Raw genomic sequence first — 17,907 nt, forward strand, 5'->3', positions numbered from 1 at the left:
ACGCACGATCCTGCATCACGAGTCCCGGACGTCGCCTGGCAATCGGCCTCGCCCGTAACAGGGCGTCATCTGGGCGCAGCGCACTACCCGCGCGAGGGGTCCTCCGCCGCGATCGCCTCGGCGTACTCCGCATCGCTGAGGGCGCCGACCGTCGAGTGCCGACGCCCGTACCCGAGGTAGAGCGCCGCTCCGACGAGCATCCAGATGAGGAACACGATCCAGGTCGTCCCGCCGAGCGACACCATCAGCCCGAGGCACATGACGATGCCGAGCGCGGGGACCACCGGGAACAGCGGGACGGAGTAGCTGCGGTCGAGATCGGGACGCAGGCGACGCAGCAGGATGACCGAGAGGTTCACGAGGGCGAACGCGAACAGCGTGCCGATGCTCGTGGCGTCGGCGAGCTCGCCGAGCGGGATGAGGGCGGCGACCACCGCGACGACCGCTCCGACGATGACGGTCCCGGCGACGGGTGTCCCGCTGCGGCGACCGACGCGCGAGAACACCCGCGGCACCATGCCGTCCTGCGCCATCCGGTACAGGATGCGCGTCTGCCCGTAGTAGACGGTGAGCACCACGCTCGCGATCGCGATGACCGCGCCGATGGAGAAGAACAGGGCGACGATCGGCTGTCCGGTGATCTCGGTGAGGATGCCGACGAACGCGGACTCGTCGTCCGCGAAGACGGTCCACGGCCGGGCACCGATCGCGGCGATGGCGACGAGGATGTAGACGGCGGTGACGATCACCATCGACAGGATGATCGCGCGCGGCAGGTCGCGACGTGGGTTCGTCGCCTCATCGCCGGCGGTCGACGCCGCGTCGAACCCGATGTAGGAGAAGAACAGCCGGCTGGAGGCTGCCGCGATACCGGCGACCCCCATGGGCGCGAGCGGTTCGAAGTTGCCGAGGGAGAACGCCGAGAACGCGATGACGACGAAGACGAGGAGCACGGCGAGCTTCACGAACACCATGATCGTGTTCGCCCAGGCGCTGTCCTTCGCGCCGCGGACGAGCAGCAGCATCGCGAGGAGGACGAGGGCGGCGGCCGGCAGGTTGATCAGGCCGTCGGCGACGCCGATCGGGTTCGCGAGTGCCGGCGGCAGTCCCAGGCCGAAGACCGCGAGCGCTTCGTTCACGTACTGCCCGGCGCCCACGGCGACCGCCGCGACGGAGACCCCGTACTCGAGCACGAGACACCACCCGCACACCCAGGCGACGCCCTCACCCATCGTCGCGTAGGCGTAGGAGTAGCTGGATCCGGAGACGGGTACCGAACCGGCCATCTCGGCGTAGGACAGGGCCGACAGGAGTGCTGCGAGCCCGGCGACCGCGAACGCGATCCACACGGCGGGCCCGGCGAGCGGGACGGCGGTGCCGAGGACGACGAAGATGCCGGTGCCGAGTGTCGCGCCGACGCTGATCATCGTGAGCTGCCAGACACCGAGCGAACGGCGGAGCGACGTCCCCGAGTCGGCGGGATACGTCCCGAGTCGGACGAGCGGCATGCGCCGGCGCAGCTGCGCGTGGAGCGGGAGTCGGCGGTTGGTCACGGGTATCCATGGTAACCGTGGGTGCGGGGAGCGTCGGGCGCGCTCGCACTCACCCCGTTTCGGCGAGCTCGGGTCTGGTCTCGTGTCGTCGACCGTCGGGTGTGGTCCAGGTGAGGATGCCGCCGGGGTGGTGCTCGAGGTTCCAACCCGGCAGGTGTTTCAGCCGGTGATGATGTCGGCAGAGACAGGCCAGGTTGTCGACCGCTGTCGTGCCGCCGTCCTGCCAGGCGACCGAGTGGTCGAGGTCGCAGTTCCGGGCGGCTCGTCCGCAGCCCGGAGCCCGACACGTGGTGTCTCGCAGGCGGACGGCACGCGCGAGATCTGCCGGTACCCGGTACTGCTCGCGTCCGACGGACACGACGGCTCCCGTTTCCGGTTGGGTGAGGATGCGGGTCATCGAGGGCGCGGTGACCGCGAGTCGGGCGGCGGTGTCGGGGTCGATCGGGCCGTAGCCGTCGAGCACACCGGGTTCGTCGGTGACGCCGAGGGTGGACAGCGCCGGGACGGTCATCTGGACGGTGGCTCGGATGCGGGCCTCGATGCCGACGGGCTCGGCGAGCAGGGGGTCGGCCCCGGCGGCGACCGCCTCTTCGGCGATCCTGGTGGCGTCGTCGAGCGGCGCGGAACCGGGGAGCCACGTGAACGTCCCGGTCGTCTCCGGGTCCACCGGGATGGGACCGACGTCGTCGCGCACCGTGCCGGCGACGGCGAGCGACGCGAGGGCGTCGGCGCGCAGCTGCGCGAGCGTGCGGGTGTCGCCGGCGATCCGCGCCGGGACCGCGACGGCGTCGAGGCGGCTCCTGATCGCGTGCGCCAGCGGGGCCGTGGTGAACAGGTGCAGCCAGGCCATGCCGTCGGCCGCAGCCTCGAGCTCGACACGGCGGTCGGTGATCGAGCGCGTGCGTCGAGCGGTGATCGATTCGGGGTGCAGCCGCTCCCGCACCACCCTCGCGCGTTGGCGGAGACGTGCGGTCGTCGAGCGGAGGGCCACGGGCAGCACCTGCTCCAGGAACACCGCACGGCCCTCCGCCGGGACGTCGCGGAGTTGGTCGGTGATCGCACGGGCGTGACCGCCGCTGATGGAACCCTCCGCGAGCGCCTCGAGCACGCTGGGTGCGTGGTGGACGAGCGCCTCGGCGTCGCCGACCCGTGCCTGGAGCGTGGGCTCGGACATCCTCGTGGCGATCGCGAGTGACGCGCACATCGACCGCCTCGCGAGGTCGCGGGCGTCGGTCGAGGTGGTGCTCGCGGAGACGAGCGCTGACGCGGTGGCGTCGGCATACGCGAACGCCTCGGCGAGGAGCCGTGCCTCCTCGGCGTCGAGCGCCGCGCGGCGCCGGGCGAGATCGACGAAGCGGTCGGTGAACGACGCCATCCGAGCCGCGAAGGCATCGCTCGGGTGTTCCGGGTGCTCCGGATACCTCGAGCGCTCGTGCACCTCGGGGCCCTCGAACGTGGCGGTCTCGGTCATGACTCCAGTCCAACATGGACCACTGACATTCGAGATGATCACGAGGATCTGGGTCGCTCGGACCCGCCCATCGCCTCGCACAGACGACCGCCGAACACCAGGGCGAGCTCGCCGTCACCGGTGGCTCGTACGATGAGCGGGTGGGTATGCGTTCGCTGCTGAGTCAGCTGGCCGGGGGAGTCCGAGGAGCGGCGCCGGAGGGCGTCGACGAGCAGGCGGTCGTCCGCCTCAATGCGGAACGGCCCGTGCGCGAGGTGCTCGAGCTGGCCGGCCGGATCGGCGAGTCGATGCTGGCACTCGGAGCAGCAGCGGCCGAGGTCACCGACGCCATCCGCCGGGTGTGCCGCGCGTTCGACCTCGAATGCCAGGTCGACCTCACCTTCACCTCCATCCTCATCGCGCACGACGGGTCCGAGCTGTCGCCGGGCGTCACCGTGCTCCGCGTGGTCCGCTCGCCCTCCGCCGACTTCGATCGCCTCGCCAAGGTCGTCGTGGTCGCCGAGGGCATCACCAACCGATCCGAACCGATCATGACGGTCACCGACGTCGCCCGCGACGACGAAGCCGACCTCCGCGACGAACTGCACGCCCGCCTCGGCGCCGCCCACCGCGACCTCGACCGCATCCTCACCGCACGACGGACCTACCGCCGCGGCTTCGTCACCGTGCTGCTGTCGACCATGGCGGCGGCCGTCGCCGTCCTCCTCGGGGGTGGCGTCGTCTCGATGCTGCTCGCCGCCGCCACCACCGCGCTCATCGACAGCGCCTTCCGCGCACTGAACGTCTGGAAGCTGCCGGTCTTCTTCCTCCAACTCACCGGGGCGGCCATCGCCACGACCATCGCCGTCCTCATCTCGATCCTCAGCCCCTACGTCCCGGACGACCTCTCGGCCCTGCCGCCGGCCCTCATCGTCGCGTCGGGCATCGTCGTCCTCCTCGCCGGGGCATCCCTGGTGGGAGCGGCCGACGATGCGATCAACGGTTTCCCCGTCACCGCGAGCGGACGGCTCGTCGAGGTGATGCTCCTCACCATCGGGATCGTGGTCGGCATCGGTGGCGTCCTCGACCTCGCCCGGCGCCTCGGTATCTCTCTCGTCCTCTTCGACCTCCCGGTGAGCCCGTGGCCCGTCGCCGTGCAGATCGTCGGCGCGGCCGTGGCCTCCGCCGCCTGGGCGATGGCTTCGCAGGCGGCCCTCCGTGCAGCGTTCTTCGCCGGGGTCACCGGCGCGATCGCGTTCTCCGTCTTCGTGTTCGTCTCCGGCAGTGGCGTCGCGCCCGCCGCAGCCAGTGCGCTCGCCGCGCTCATCATCGGCTTCGCCGCGGAGGCGCTCGGCCCGCGGCTGCGCATCCCGGCGATCATCCTCACCATCTGTGGGATCGTGCCGCTGCTGCCCGGGCTCGCGATCTACCGCGGCATGCTCGCGCTCGTGAACGGCGAGCAGGGTTCCGAGGGGGTCGAACAGCTGCTGCAGGCGGGCCTCACCGGTCTCGCGCTCGCCGCCGGCGTCACGCTCGGCGAGATCCTCGCCCGCCGCACGGGCGTCTCCGGCCGCGTGCTGCTCCCCGGATACATCCGGCGCTCCAAGCGCCACCCGCGCTGAGCAGCCCCGGTCACTGAGCGGTCCCCGGTCACTGAGCTTGTCGAAGTGCGCCCTTCGACAAGCTCAGGGACCGGGATGGTGTTGCCCAGGGACCGGTGACTGCGGCTCAGGGACCAGCGGTTGCGACTCAGGGACCGGTAGGGGAGGCCGTACGCTGCCGCTCCTGGGGCTTCGCCGCGGACGTCAGGAACGACGCCAGGACGACGACGGCGAGCACCACGATCATCGCGCCGCGCAGACCGAAGTGCTCCCCGAGGAACCCGAGCAGCGGCGGCCCGACGAGGAATGCGACGTAGCCGGCCGAAGCCACCGCCCCGACGGTCGTCGTCGGATCGTCGCTCTCACCCGCCGCCGAGAGGGTCACCGGGAAGCCGAGCGCCGCACCGAGCCCCCACAGCAGGACCGCGAGCCCCGCGACGAGCACACTGTCGGAGAACACGACGAGCGCGATGCCGACCGCCGACACGAGCGCGCTCACCCGCAGCACGTTGGCCTTGCCGAAGCGGGCGAGGAGCGGTTCGCCGGCGAAGCGACCGATCGTCATGGCGAGTGCGAACCCGGCGAAGACGATCGATCCGACGGCTGCCGTGGTGCCGTGCCCGTCGACCATGATGAGCGGCAACCAGTCGCCGGCGGCGCCCTCGGCGAGCGCGAGGGCGAGCACGATGAGCCCGAGGAAGATCACGCGCTGCTGCCGCCAGACCGCGAGCTGCGCACGGATCCCGGGGGAGCCAGCGCCCGTGTCCGACTGTCGTCCGGTCTCGGCCGGGATCTTCGGGATCGCCCACAGCAGCGCCGCCAGCGCGACGGTCGCGACGATCAGTAGATGGATCATCACCGGGAAGGCGATCGCCGTGAGCGCGATGCCGGCGACCGAGCCGATGACGGAACCCAGGCTGTAGCAGCCGTGGAGCACGGGCAGGATGGACCGCCCGGACAGCTGCTCGATCATCGCGCCCTCGATGTTGATCGCGATCTCGGCGAGGCCGAAGCCCAGACCGATGCCGATCAGACCGAGGAAGACGCCGACGCCCTGCCCGGCACCCGCCATGAGCGCCAGGAGGGCGAGGCCGATGACGAACGCCGCCCCACCGATGATGATCGGGCGACGCGCACCGAACCGGCGGACGAGCGCCGCGGACGACAGGATGCCCGTCATCGACCCGACGGAGATCCCGAAGAGGATGAGTCCCATCTCGGCGGTGCTCGCGTGCACGAGGTCGCGGACGGCGGGCGTCCGGACGATGAAGGACGACAGGCCCACGCCGACGGTGAGCATGAAGACGAAGATCGCCCCGCGCCGCCGCCGAAGAGGGGCGGACAGCGCGGGGCGGGGGTTCGCCTGACCGGCGCGAGCACTCATGCTCCGAGCCTAGAGGCGGTGATGCGGTGTGACGGGCGTGTTGCTAGCCCGACGGGTTCTCGACGGGGTCGCCCTCGGCGTCGGTCCCCGTCTCGGGGTCGACCTCCTCGGGCTTCGGCACATCGTGCTTCACGTCGTCGTCGTGCGTGTGCGGGGGACCGGGGCGGGGGCCGTCACTTGACATCGCCACGCCATCCCTGTCCGGTCTGGCCCTCGGATTCGACGAGCTGCTTGAAGTTGCCGAGGTCCTTCTTGACCGCATGGCCGGCCACACCGACGGCTGCGCCGAGGTGCTCGAGGAGCCCCTTGGGCTCCCAGTCGAGCTGCACGGTGACGCGCGTCTTGGCCTCCTCGAGGCGGTGGAACGTCACGACGCCGGCGTGGTCGACCTCGCCACCAGTGCTGGTCCAGGCGACGCGCTCGTCGGGGTGCTGCTCGGTGATCTCCGCCTCGAAGGTGCGGGTCTGTCCGGCGACGCTGACCGTCCACTCGGTAAGGGTGTCGGTGACCTGCGTGATCGAGTCGACCTCGTCGAGGAACTTGGGGAAGTCCTCGAAGCGGGTCCACTGGTTGTAGGCGACGGAGACGGGAACGTCGACGTCGATGGTTTCGATGACCTGGGTCATGGGCGCCATCCTCTCTGGTTCTGCGGTACCTGCGTGGGTCTCGTCCGGAAAGCCCGGACGCGACTGCGACGGTACGCGTGCAAGCTGCGATTCCGGGGGCATGGCCTCGGGCGCTGCAACCTGTTACCCTGCCCGACTCGACGCGAGCCCTCGCTCAGAGCTGGAAGCGGTACCCCATGCCGGCCTCGGTGAGCAGGTGGCGGGGAGTGGCCGGCTCAGGTTCGAGCTTCTTCCGCAGCTGCGCGATGTAGAGGCGCAGGTAGCCGGTGTCGGTCACGTGCGTCGGACCCCAGATCTCCGTGAGCAGCATCTGTCGGGTCACGAGCTTGCCGGCGTTCCGGATGAGCAGCTCGAGCACCTGCCACTCCGTCGGCGTCAGGCGGACGGTGGCCGGGGACGCACCAGGGATCTGCTTGGTGACCTGCTTCGCAGCGAGGTCGACCACGATGTCGCCGAACCGCACGGTGGGTTCGGCCTCGGCGCCGGGGACTCGCCGGGTGAGGGCGCGGATCCTGGCGAGCAGTTCGTCGATCGCGAAGGGCTTCGTCACGTAGTCGTCGGCTCCGGCGTCGAGCGCCTCGACCTTGTCGGTCGAGCCGGCACGACCGGACACCACGAGGATCGGCGCGTCGGTCCAACCGCGGAGGCCTTCGATCACCTGCCGCCCGTCGAGCCCAGGCATGCCGAGGTCGAGCAGGTACAGGTCGGGGCGGTGCGTCGTCGCGGCGTTGAGCGCAGCGGTGCCGTCCTCGGCCGTGATGATCTCGTAGCCCCGGGCGGTGAGGGTGATGCGCAGGGCCCGGAGGATCTGCGGGTCGTCGTCGGCGATCAGGATCTTCATCGAGCGGTCCCCTCCTGATCACGTGCCGCCGGCAGTGACACCACCATGGTGAGGCCCCCACCCGGCGTGTCCTCCGGTTCGAGTGTGCCACCCATCCCCTCGACGAAGCCCTTCGACAGCGCGAGTCCCAGGCCGAGACCGGTGAGGTTGTCGGTGTCGCCGAGCCGCTGGAAGGGGACGAACACGTCCTCGCGTCGGTCGGGCGCGATGCCCGGGCCGTGATCCACGATGCGGATCTCGACGGCGTCGCGGAACCCGCTCGTCGCGATCCGGACGGGGGTGTCGTCCGGGCTGAAGCGCTGCGCGTTCGTCAGGAGGTTCACGATGACGCGCTGGAGGAGGCCGGCGTCCGCGAGGACGGGCGGGAGGTCGGGGGCGAGGTCGAGCTCGGCGTCGTGCGGCCCGATGCCGAGCTCGTCGAAGGCCGGCAGGATCGCGTCCTCGACGTCGATCGGCGCGACAGTCACGGCGAGGACACCGGCCTGGAGGCGACTGACGTCGAGCAGGTTGGTGACGAGGGCCGCGAGCGTGCGCAGGCTGTCGTCCGCGGTCTCGAGGAGGTCGCGGCGGTCCGCCGTGGTGAGCTCGACGTCGGTCGCGCGCAGTCCGGTGACGGCGGCGGTCGCGGCGGCGAGGGGGCGCCGGAGGTCGTGACTGACCGCCGAGAGCAGCGCGCTCCGCACCCGGTCGGTCGCGGCCAGCGGGCCGACCTCCTGGGCGGTGGCGCGCAGATCGGTGTGCTCGAGCGAGGCGTCGAGCTGCGCTGCGATGACGGCGAGCAGGCGGCGGTCGGACGCGGCGAGCACCCCGCCGTGCAGTTCGAGCACCGCGCGGGTGCCGATCGGGATGCTCGTGAAGTCGCCTCCGCGGGTCGGTTCGCCGTCGACGGCGAGGACCTGCTCACCAGCGACGAGGCGCACGCCGGCGAGCGAGAAGGACTCGCGGGTCCGGCTGACGAGCGCCTGCAGGGCGCCCTCGCCGCGGAGCACGCTGCCCGCGACCGTCGCGAGCAGCTCGGACTCCGCGGCCGCGCGCCTGGCCGTGCGGGCCCGCCGCGCCGAGAGGTCGACGACGCCGCTCACGATCACGGCGATGACGACGTAGAGCACGAGCGCCACGAGGTGCGCCGGATCGTCGATGGTCACGGTGTAGAGCGGTTGGACGAAGACGAAGTCGAGCGTGACCCCGGACAGGACGGCTGCGAACACCGCCGGCCAGAACCCGCCCACGAGCGCGACGAGCACGACGAGGAGCTGGTAGGACAGCACCTCGCTCGTGATCGACTCCTCGGTCCGGGCGAGGTGGAGGAGCCAGGTGACGAGCGGCCCGCCGATGAGCGCGAGCGCGAAGCCCGCGATGTGGCGCCGTGCGCTCAGAGCACCGCCGAGCTTCGGCAGTCGGAACCGGCCGCCCGCCGCCTCGTGGTTGACGATGTGGACGTCGATGTTGCCCGACTCGCGGATGACCGTGTTGCCGATGCCGGGCCCCGTCACGGCGGCGGACAGGCGACTGCGTCGGCTGACACCGATGACGAGCTGCGTCGCGTTCGCCGCCTTCGCGAAGTCCACGAGCGCGCGCGGCACGTCGTCGCCGACCACCTGGTGGAAGGTGCCGCCGAGGGTGTCGACGAGCGCCCGCTGCTGCGCGAGCGCGCCGGGGTTCGCGGTGCGGAGGCCGTCCTGCGTCGTCACGTGCACCGCGATGAGCTCGCCACCGGAGGAACGGGCGGCGATCCGGGCGCCGCGTCGGAGCAGGGTCTCGCCCTCCGGGCCGCCGGTGAGGGCCACGACGACCCGCTCGCGCGCCTCCCAGGTGCTGTCGATGCCGTGTTCGGCGCGATAGTCGCGGAGGGCGGAGTCGACCTCGTCGGCCAGCCACAGCAGCGCCAGCTCGCGCAGTGCCGTGAGGTTGCCGAGGCGGAAGTAGTTGGACAGGGCGGCGTCGATCCGCTCGGCCGGGTAGACCCGGCCACCGGCGAGCCGGTCGCGGAGGGCCTGTGGAGCGAGGTCGATGAGTTCGATCTGGTCGGCCGCCCGCAGCACGGCGTCGGGGATCGTCTCCCGCTGCGGCGCCCCGGTGATCTGCCGGACGACGTCGTTCAGCGACTCGATGTGCTGGATGTTCACCGTCGAGAGCACCGAGACACCGGCGGCGAGCAGGGCCTCGACGTCCTGCCAGCGCTTGTCGTTCGTGGAGCCGGGGGCGTTCGTGTGGGCCAGTTCGTCGACGAGCGCGAGTCCGGGGCGGCGCGCGAGGACTGCCTCGAGATCCATCTCGTCGAGCGTCACGCCCCGGTGCTCGACACCCCGACGCGGCAGCGTCTCGAGCCCCTCGGTCAGGGCGGCGGTCGCGGCCCGACCGTGGGTCTCGACGACCGCGACGACCACGTCGACGCCCTCCCCGGCGAGGCGGTGCCCCTCCTCGAGCATGGCGTAGGTCTTGCCGACCCCGGGGGCCGCGCCGAGGAGCACCCGGAGTCGTCCGCGCTGCATGGTGTTCAGTCCTCCTGGAGCATGGCGCTCTGCCTGCCGACCTCGGGGGCCGCGCTGTGTCGTCCGCGCTGCATGGTCATCCGTTCAGTCGGGCCACGGCGAGGTTCAGCTGCAGGACGTTGACCGTGGACTCCCCAAGGTAGCCGAGGTCGGGGCCCTGCGTCAGACGCTCGACGAGCGCACGGACCTCGCCCTCGTCGAGGCCGCGCTCGGCGGCGACACGGGGCACCTGCAGCAGTGCGTAGGCCGGGCTGATGTGCGGGTCGAGGCCGGACGCGGACGCCGTCAGCGCGTCGGCGGGGATGTTCGACGGATCGACGTCCTCGAAGGCGGCGATGGCCGCGCGGCGTTCCTCGATCGAGGCGACGAGGTCGGTGTTCTCCGGCCCGAGGTTGCTGCCGCTCGACGCGCCACCGTCGTAGCCGTCGCCGGCCGCCGACGGACGCGACTGGAACCACTGCGGCAGCGGCTTGCCGTCGGCGTCGGTGAACGACTGCCCGATGAGCGCCGAGCCGACCGTCGTGCCACCCTCGGTGACCGCGGATCCGTTCGCCTGCCAGGACATCGTCGCCTGCCCGATGCCGGTGACGATGAGGGGGTATCCGACGCCGAGGACGACGGTGAGGGCGAGCATGGCCCTGATGGCGACCCAGTACTGGGCGATGCCGCTGCGGGATGCACTCATGATGATCTGTCTGCTTTCGTGTGCTGGGTGAGGTTCAGAAGCCGGGGATGAGGGTGACGACGAGGTCGATCAGCTTGATCTGGGTCGTCGGCTCAGAAGCCGGGGATGAGGGTGACGACGAGGTCGATCAGCTTGATGCCGATGAACGGCGCGATCACGCCACCGAGCCCGTAGACCAACAGGTTGCGGCTGAGGACCTTCGAGGCGCTGAGCGGTCGGTACTTCACACCGCGGAGGGCCAGCGGGATCAGGATCACGATGATGATGGCGTTGAAGATGATCGCCGAGAGGATCGCCGACGCGGGGGAGTGCAGCTGCATGATGTTGAGCAGTGCGAGCCCCGGGAACACCCCGGCGAACATGGCCGGGATGATCGCGAAGTACTTGGCGACGTCGTTGGCGATCGAGAACGTCGTGAGCGCGCCACGCGTGATGAGCAGCTGCTTGCCGATCCGGACGATGTCGATGAGCTTCGTCGGGTCGGAGTCGAGGTCGACCATGTTGCCGGCCTCCTTCGCAGCGGAGGTGCCCGTGTTCATCGCGACACCGACGTCGGCCTGTGCGAGCGCCGGAGCGTCGTTCGTGCCGTCACCGGTCATCGCGACGAGGTTGCCGCCCTCCTGCTCCTTGCGGATGAGCTCGAGCTTCTGCTCGGGCGTCGCCTCGGCCAGGAAGTCGTCGACTCCGGCCTCGGCGGCGATCGCCTTCGCGGTGAGCGGGTTGTCACCCGTGATCATGACCGTGCGGATGCCCATGGCGCGCAGCTCGGCGAACCGCTCCGCGATGCCGGCCTTCACGACGTCCTTGAGGCGGACGACGCCGAGCACCCGCGCGGTGCCGCTGGTGTCGGTCTGCGCGACGACGAGCGGGGTGCCGCCGCCGGCGGACACCGCCTCGACGTGCTCCTGGAGCTCGGCGCGGGTCGCCTCGGCGAGGGGGCCGAACGACTCCACCCAGGCCAGCACGGCCGAGCCTGCGCCCTTGCGGATCTGTGCACCGTCCGGCTGGTCGAGGCCGCTCATGCGGGTCTGCGCCGTGAACGGGACGATCTCGCCTGCCACGGACCCGTCCAGGTGGATGCCCCGCTCGGCCGCGAGGTCGACGATCGACTTGCCCTCGGGCGTCGGGTCGCTGAGCGAGGACCGGGCTGCGGCCTGCGCGAGCTCCTCCGGCGTGACACCGCGGAGAGCGATGAACTCGACCGCCTGCCGGTTGCCGTAGGTGATGGTGCCGGTCTTGTCGAGCAGCAGGGTCGTGACGTCGCCGGCGGCCTCGACCGCGCGGCCGGACATCGCGAGCACGTTCCGCTGCACGAGTCGGTCCATGCCGGCGATGCCGATCGCCGAGAGCAGGGCGCCGATGGTCGTCGGGATGAGGCAGACGAGCAGGGCGATGAGGACCGGGACGCTGACGGGAGCCGCCGCATAGGAGGCGATCGGGTTGAGCGTCAGTGCGACGACCACGAACACGATCGACAGGCTCGCGAGCAGGATGTTGAGCGCGATCTCGTTCGGCGTCTTCTGCCGCGCCGCACCCTCGACGAGGCCGATCATGCGGTCGACGAAGGTCTCACCGGGCTTCGAGGTGATGCGGACGACGATGCGGTCGGACAGCACGCGGGTGCCGCCGGTGACGGCACTGCGGTCGCCGCCGGACTCGCGGACGACCGGGGCCGACTCGCCCGTGATCGCCGACTCGTCGACCGAGGCGATGCCCCAGACGATGTCGCCGTCGCCCGGGACGAGCTCGCCGGCGGTCACCACGACGACGTCGCCGAGGGTGAGGTCCGCGGAGGAGACCTGGCCGACGGCGGCGTGCTCCGCGGACGGGTCCGCCGAGGCGTCGTAGGCCGTGACCTGGTTCGCCATGGTCGAGGTGCGCGTCTTGCGGAGGCTGTCGGCCTGCGCCTTGCCACGTCCCTCGGCCACGGACTCAGCGAGGTTCGCGAAGACGACCGTGAGCCACAGCCAGATCGCGATGCCCCAGGTGAACGACGCCGGCACGGCCGACCCGCCGGACTCCTGCGCGCCACCGAGGAACGGTTCGGCGATCGCGAGGACGGTCGTCAGTGCAGCCCCGACCTCGACGATGAACATGACCGGGTTCTTGACCATGAGCCGCGGGTCGAGTTTGCGGAAGGCGCCCGGGGTCGCGGCGAGCAACTGCGCCGGACCGAACGCGGCCTTCGCGGGCTCGTGGTGGTGGTCCTGCTCCTGCTCGGGTTCCGCCGGGGCGGGAAGCGTGTGCGTGGTGGACATGGTTTATGACAGCCCTTCCGCCAGGGGACCTGGCGCGAGTACGGGGAAGGAGGTGAGTGCGGTGATGATCACGCGGTGTGCGTCGTGGACGTGGCTCATGACAGCCCTTCCGCCAGGGGACCTGGCGCGAGTACGGGGAAGTAGGTGAGTGCGGTGATGATCACGCGGTGTGCGTCGCGGACGTGGCTCATGACAGCCCTTCCGCCAGGGGACCCAGCGCGAGTACGGGGAAGTAGGTGAGTGCGGTGATGATCACGGCGACACCGGTGAGGAGGCCGACGAACTGCGGCCGGTTGGTCGGGAGCGTTCCGGCGGTCGACGGCACCCGGTCCTGTGCGGCCAGCGAACCGGCGAGCGCGAGGACGAGCACGATCGGGATGAAGCGGCCGAGGAGCATCGCGACACCGAGGGCCGTGTTGAACCACGGGGTGTTCGCCGTGAGGCCGGCGAACGCGGAACCGTTGTTGTTCGCGGCGGAGGTGAAGGCGTAGAGGACCTCGGACAGGCCGTGGAGGCCCGGGTTCCAGATCGACGTCGTCTCAACGTCCGAGCGGACGCCGGGGATGGCGAAGCTCAGTGCGGTGCCGGCGAGCACGAGGGTCGGCGTCACGAGGATGTACAGGCTCGCGAGCTTGATCTCCCGTGGGCCGATCTTCTTGCCGAGGTACTCCGGGGTCCGGCCGACGAGCAGCCCACCGATGAACACGGCGATGACGGCGAGCACGAGCATGCCGTAGAGGCCTGAGCCGACGCCGCCGGGGGCGATCTCGCCGAGCATCATGTTGATCATCGGCATCATGCCGCCGAGTGCGGTGTACGAGTCGTGCATCGAGTTGACGGCACCCGTCGAGGTGAGTGTCGAGGTCGAGCCGAACAGCGTCGAGGCGAAGACGCCGAAGCGCTGCTCCTTGCCCTCCATCGCGCCGCCGGCCGCCATCGGTGCCGCTCCGAGGCCGCGGGCTTCGAGCGCCGTGAGGATCGAGAACGAGGCGAGGAAGATGACGCCCATGACCGCGAGGATCGTATAGCCCTGCTTGTGGTCGCCGACCATGCGGCCGAAGGTGCGCGGCAGGGAGAACGGGATCGCGAGCATGAGGATGTTCTGCACGAGGCTCGTCCAGGCGGTCGGGTTCTCGAAGGGGTGCGCGGAGTTCGCGTTGAAGAACCCGCCGCCGTTCGTGCCGAGGAGCTTGATGGCCTCCTGCGAGGCGACCGGCCCGCCGGGGATGGTCTGCGTCGCGCCCGTGATGGTCGTGACGTCGGTGAAGCCGTTGAGGTTCTGGATGGTCCCGCCCGCGATGAGCACGACCGCCATGACGACGGAGAGCGGCAGCAGCACGCGGAGGGTGCCGCGGGTGAGGTCGACCCAGAAGTTGCCGATGGTGCCGCTGCGGCGACTCGCGAACCCGCGGACGAGGGCGATCGCGACCGCGATGCCGACGGCCGCGGACACGAAGTTCTGCACCGCGAGGCCCGTGAGCTGCACGGTGTAGCCCATCGTGACCTCGGGGGAGTACGACTGCCAGTTGGTGTTCGTGACGAAGGACACGGCCGTGTTGAACGACAGGCCCTCGGGGACGGCGGGGAGGCCGAGCGCGAAGGGCAGGACGGCCTGGGCGCGCTGCAGGGCGTAGACGAGGAGGACGCCGACGAGCGAGAAGGCGAGCACCCCGCGGAGGTAGGCCTGCCAGGTCTGCTCGGAGCGGGCGTCGACACCGATCACGCGGTAGAAGCCGCGCTCGACGGCGAAGTCCTTACTGGAGGTGTACACCCGGGCGAGGTACTCACCGAGCGGACGGTAGAGCAGCACGAGGACCAGGACGAGGGTAGAGACCTGGAGGATCGCGAAGAGGGTCTGCATCAGAACCTCTCGGGTTTCACGAGCGCGTACACGAGGTACACGACGGCGGCGACGGCCAGGACGGCGGCGAGGAGTTCGAAGACGATCACAGTCTCTCCACTCCCCGGGCGACGAGGCCGACCAGAGCGAACACGGCGATGACGCCGAGTACGTAGACGAGGTCGAGCAAGAGGACTCCAGTGGGTGCGTGGTGCGGGTGCGTGGTGCTGTGTCCCGTTCGGGACAGCTCAGAGCCAACACCCGTCAACGACCTCCGACGGCGGTCCTCACGGTTTCCATACGCCTTCCGCGTGGATCCTCACGACCTCCCTACGGTGCGTGGTGCGCGGGGCTCGAACGCCCCCGCGCGGGCGGGGTTGTCGCGGGTGATCGTCGACACCGCTTCCGCGCCGACGGCCTGCGCGAGCTGCGGTGCGACGGTCGTCAGGAGCGCCGCCGGACCGTACTCCTCCGGCCGCGCGCGGGAGGCGGACGTGGTCGTGTCGGCGCCGAGGAGCAGGGCGGGCAGGTGTCCGTCGTCGATGAGGGCTTCGAGGATCCGCGCCAGTCGAGCGGGGTCCATCGGATGAGCCGGCGATGGCGTGTCGAGGCACACCCACGCGCCGGAACGCGCGGCATCGAGGATCTGCTCGACGTGAGGGTTCCGGCCGAGATGCCCGAGGACGATGGACCTCGGGTCCACCTCCTCTGCGTCCAGCGCGGCCAGGACGAGGTCGGCCGCGGCTCCCTGCTCGAGGTGTACCGCGATCGGTACACCGGTGGCGTGATGCGCCATCGCGGCGGCCCGCACCGCGTCCCGCTCGTCCTCGGCGAGGCGGTCGGGGCCGATACCGATCTTGATCAGTCCGCACCCGTGCCGGTCGACGTCGTCGATGAACGCCGCTGCGAGCTCGTCGGCCGAGCGCGCGGGTTCCGCAGCGCCGTCGGGGTAGACGCGTCGCAGATGTCGTCCGGTCGCCGCCACGACGTGGACCCCCGTCGACGCACTGATCCGCCGGAGTGCCGGGAGGCCGCGTCCGAGACCTCGAGGCGTCCACTGGACGACGGTCCTGCCGCCCGCCGCTGCGAACCGCTCGACCGCGGTCGTGGCGTCAGGCTCCTCGACGAGGTCCTCACCGGCCAGGACCGGTGTCCGCAGGAAGAGGTGGTCGTGGGAGTCGACCACGCCCGCGGTGGCCGGGTCGATGTCGCCGAGCACCGTGCGGATCACCCGGGTCCCGAGCCGCACCCGGGTCACCGGGCGTCGACGTCGCGGTCGGTCGCCGGTGGTCCGGCCGCCGGCTCGGGGAGGAGTCGCAGTGCCGCCATCACCCGGGGCAGCCCGACATACGGCACGAGGTGGACGAGCGCCTCGGCGAGCTCCGTCCGGGTCATCCCGATCCGGAGCGACGTCGTGAGGTGGCCGCTGAGTTGCGGGTCGACGCCGCCGAGCGCCGTCAGCGCGCCGATGATGAGCAGTTGTCGGTCGCGCGGCGTCAGGCCCTCGCGCTGATACGTCCCACCGAACACGGCGCCGACGATCCACTCGTCGAAGCCCGGCGCCGCCGCATCGACCGTCGCGCGCCAGGCCGCGGTCGTCGTCTCGTCCTGCAGCTCCGCCAGTCGTTCGCGGCCGGCCGCCACATCGAACACCTCGTGCATCGTCGCTCCCTGCATCATCGTTCCCTCACTCGTCCCGGTTGTAACGGTTGACACGTTACACTCGAACCATGACGACCGAGACCGACTTCCGCTTCGACGGCGGAGCCACCTGGCTGAACCTGCTCGCCACGCAGGGACAGAGCTTCGGAACGCGGCCGGTGGAGCGGATCGGGACGCCCGAGGCGGGACGGCGGTGGCTCGGCCTGGTCGGGTTCGGGGTGGTTGGCGAGCTGAGCTCCGACGACCTCGACCGCCTCGTGCGGTTGCGGGAAGCGCTCCGCGAGCTGGCGATGGCGGCGGTCGCCGGGCGCGAACCGGCCTCGGACGATCTCACGCAGGTGCGTGGACACGCGTCAGGGTCGGCCGGAGCGCTGTGGAGTGGTCCCGCTCAGGCCGACGTCACGCTCGACGCGGCGCTCGCCGCGATCGCCGTCCAGGCGCTGGTCATGCTGCAGGGGCCGGACCGGGAGCTGTTGCGTCAGTGCGCCGAGGTCGACTGCCGCTGGGTGTTCCTCGACACCTCCGGCAGACGGCACTGGTGTCCGTCGCCGGCCTGTGCCAGTCGGGGTCGGGTCCGCGCCCACCGCGCACGACAGGGTGGCCCGAGCGCCGACTGACTCGGGCCGACCCTCCTCCGCGACGTGCAGTGCCCGCGATGCTCAGTGCCCGAGCGTGTGGGCGTGATCCGGCACGTACCGGTACCGTTCGCGCGCGGGTCGGTCGTACCCGTCGGCGCCCGGCCGCTCGGGGATGTCGATCGGCTCGGGGGCGCGCTGCTCGTAGGGGATCTGAGAGAGCAGGTGCGAGATCGCGTTCAACCGGGACGCCCGCTTGTCGTCGCTCTCGATCGTCCACCAGGGTGCGTCCGCGTGGTCGGTGGCCTCGAACATCTCGTCCTTGGCGCGCGAGTAGTCCTCCCAGCGGGTGATCGACTGGAGGTCCGTGTCGGACAGCTTCCAGCGACGCATCGGGTCGTCGAGACGCGAGCGGAACCGCTGCTCCTGGACGTCGTCGGAGACCGAGAACCAGTACTTGATGAGGATGATGCCGTCCTCGACGAGCATCCGCTCGAACACGGGAGTCTGGCGGAGGAATCGCCGGTACTGCTCAGGGGTGCAGTAGTCCATCACCCGTTCGACGCCGGCACGGTTGTACCACGAGCGGTCGAACAGCACGATCTCGCCCGCCGTGGGCAGGTGCTGGACGTAGCGCTGGAAGTACCACTGGCCGCGCTCCTGCTCACCAGGGGTCGGCAGGGCGGCGACCCGTGCCGAACGCGGGTTCAGATATTGGACGATGCGCTTGATCGCGCCGCCCTTGCCTGCGGCGTCTCGGCCCTCGAAGACCACGACGACCCGTGCGCCGGTCTCGATCACCCAGCGCTGCATCGCGACCAGTTCGATCTGGAGTCGTTCCAGTTCCGCTTCGTAGCGGTCCTTCCGGATGCGTTTGGGTGGCTTGTTCCGGTTCGGAGCCTTCGACATGCTGCGTGTTCCCGCCCGTCCCCGCGAGGAC

Annotated in this window: 16 protein-coding genes; 2 read left to right on the forward strand and 14 right to left on the reverse strand. The window is 70.7% G+C overall.

What is annotated here, in order from left to right; all coding sequences use genetic code 11:
* Positions 1 to 83: 83 nt before the first annotated feature.
* Together IFR14_RS03750 and IFR14_RS03755 are read right to left on the reverse strand one after the other, a co-directional pair.
* Positions 84 to 1,508 carry an APC family permease gene (locus IFR14_RS03750; RefSeq protein ID WP_191941231.1) on the reverse strand — a complete coding sequence of 475 codons (1,425 nt, stop codon included), beginning with the start codon at positions 1,506 to 1,508 and terminating at the stop codon, positions 84 to 86.
* A 94-nt stretch (positions 1,509 to 1,602) separates the two neighbouring features.
* Positions 1,603 to 3,024 (reverse strand): HNH endonuclease signature motif containing protein, encoded by a 1,422-nt coding sequence (locus tag IFR14_RS03755; RefSeq protein ID WP_191940285.1) that lies wholly within the window; start codon positions 3,022 to 3,024, stop codon positions 1,603 to 1,605.
* 146 nt (positions 3,025 to 3,170) lie between these two features.
* On the opposite strand from IFR14_RS03755, the gene IFR14_RS03760 reads away from it, so the two are divergent.
* On the forward strand, positions 3,171 to 4,625 hold the full coding sequence (locus tag IFR14_RS03760; protein ID WP_249406957.1) for a threonine/serine ThrE exporter family protein: 1,455 nt from the start codon (positions 3,171 to 3,173) through the stop codon (positions 4,623 to 4,625).
* Positions 4,626 to 4,752: 127 nt separating this feature from the next.
* Here IFR14_RS03760 and IFR14_RS03765 read toward each other — a convergent pair whose 3' ends face one another.
* From IFR14_RS03765 to IFR14_RS03815, 11 genes are all read right to left on the reverse strand, one after another.
* A complete protein-coding gene (locus IFR14_RS03765) occupies positions 4,753 to 5,988 on the reverse strand; it encodes an MFS transporter (RefSeq protein WP_191940287.1) in 1,236 nt (411 codons plus the stop codon).
* Positions 5,989 to 6,031: 43 nt separating this feature from the next.
* Complete coding sequence (locus tag IFR14_RS03770) at positions 6,032 to 6,172, reverse strand: hypothetical protein (RefSeq protein ID WP_159877259.1); 141 nt, start codon at positions 6,170 to 6,172, stop codon at positions 6,032 to 6,034.
* Complete coding sequence (locus IFR14_RS03775) at positions 6,162 to 6,614, reverse strand: SRPBCC family protein (RefSeq protein WP_191940288.1); 453 nt, start codon at positions 6,612 to 6,614, stop codon at positions 6,162 to 6,164. Before IFR14_RS03775 ends, IFR14_RS03770 begins: the two co-directional genes overlap by 11 nt.
* A 154-nt stretch (positions 6,615 to 6,768) precedes the next feature.
* The gene (locus IFR14_RS03780) at positions 6,769 to 7,455 is read right to left on the reverse strand and encodes a response regulator (RefSeq protein ID WP_191940289.1); all 687 of its coding nucleotides are present in this window, start codon (positions 7,453 to 7,455) and stop codon (positions 6,769 to 6,771) included.
* The gene (locus IFR14_RS03785) at positions 7,452 to 9,947 is read right to left on the reverse strand and encodes a sensor histidine kinase (RefSeq protein WP_191940290.1); all 2,496 of its coding nucleotides are present in this window, start codon (positions 9,945 to 9,947) and stop codon (positions 7,452 to 7,454) included. Before IFR14_RS03785 ends, IFR14_RS03780 begins: the two co-directional genes overlap by 4 nt.
* Positions 9,948 to 10,023: 76 nt before the next feature.
* On the reverse strand, positions 10,024 to 10,632 hold the full coding sequence (gene kdpC / locus IFR14_RS03790) for a potassium-transporting ATPase subunit KdpC (protein WP_191940291.1): 609 nt from the start codon (positions 10,630 to 10,632) through the stop codon (positions 10,024 to 10,026).
* Positions 10,633 to 10,724: 92 nt separating this feature from the next.
* Positions 10,725 to 12,890 (reverse strand): potassium-transporting ATPase subunit KdpB, encoded by a 2,166-nt coding sequence (gene kdpB, locus IFR14_RS03795; protein WP_191940292.1) that lies wholly within the window; start codon positions 12,888 to 12,890, stop codon positions 10,725 to 10,727.
* A gap of 187 nt (positions 12,891 to 13,077) precedes the next feature.
* Positions 13,078 to 14,751, reverse strand: a complete 1,674-nt coding sequence (gene kdpA / locus IFR14_RS03800; RefSeq protein WP_191940293.1) for a potassium-transporting ATPase subunit KdpA — start codon at positions 14,749 to 14,751, stop codon at positions 13,078 to 13,080.
* Positions 14,751 to 14,840: a K(+)-transporting ATPase subunit F gene (kdpF, locus tag IFR14_RS03805; RefSeq protein WP_056009336.1), complete on the reverse strand. Its 90-nt coding sequence runs from the start codon at positions 14,838 to 14,840 to the stop codon at positions 14,751 to 14,753. Before kdpF ends, kdpA begins: the two co-directional genes overlap by 1 nt.
* 209 nt (positions 14,841 to 15,049) lie before the next feature.
* Positions 15,050 to 15,979: a phosphotriesterase family protein gene (locus tag IFR14_RS03810; protein ID WP_198425026.1), complete on the reverse strand. Its 930-nt coding sequence runs from the start codon at positions 15,977 to 15,979 to the stop codon at positions 15,050 to 15,052.
* A gap of 5 nt (positions 15,980 to 15,984) precedes the next feature.
* A complete protein-coding gene (locus IFR14_RS03815) occupies positions 15,985 to 16,446 on the reverse strand; it encodes a carboxymuconolactone decarboxylase family protein (RefSeq protein ID WP_342365639.1) in 462 nt (153 codons plus the stop codon).
* Positions 16,447 to 16,460: 14 nt separating this feature from the next.
* Here IFR14_RS03815 and IFR14_RS03820 point away from each other — a divergent pair, with 14 nt between their 5' ends.
* Positions 16,461 to 17,009: a CGNR zinc finger domain-containing protein gene (locus IFR14_RS03820; protein ID WP_191940295.1), complete on the forward strand. Its 549-nt coding sequence runs from the start codon at positions 16,461 to 16,463 to the stop codon at positions 17,007 to 17,009.
* Positions 17,010 to 17,051: 42 nt separating this feature from the next.
* On the opposite strand, the gene ppk2 is transcribed toward IFR14_RS03820, so the two are convergent.
* A complete protein-coding gene (gene ppk2, locus IFR14_RS03825; RefSeq protein WP_137242521.1) occupies positions 17,052 to 17,876 on the reverse strand; it encodes a polyphosphate kinase 2 in 825 nt (274 codons plus the stop codon).
* Positions 17,877 to 17,907 lie beyond the last annotated feature (31 nt).

Source organism: Plantibacter sp. CFBP 8775 (genome assembly GCF_014839505.1).
Classification (GTDB): Bacteria; Actinomycetota; Actinomycetes; order Actinomycetales; family Microbacteriaceae; genus Plantibacter; species Plantibacter auratus.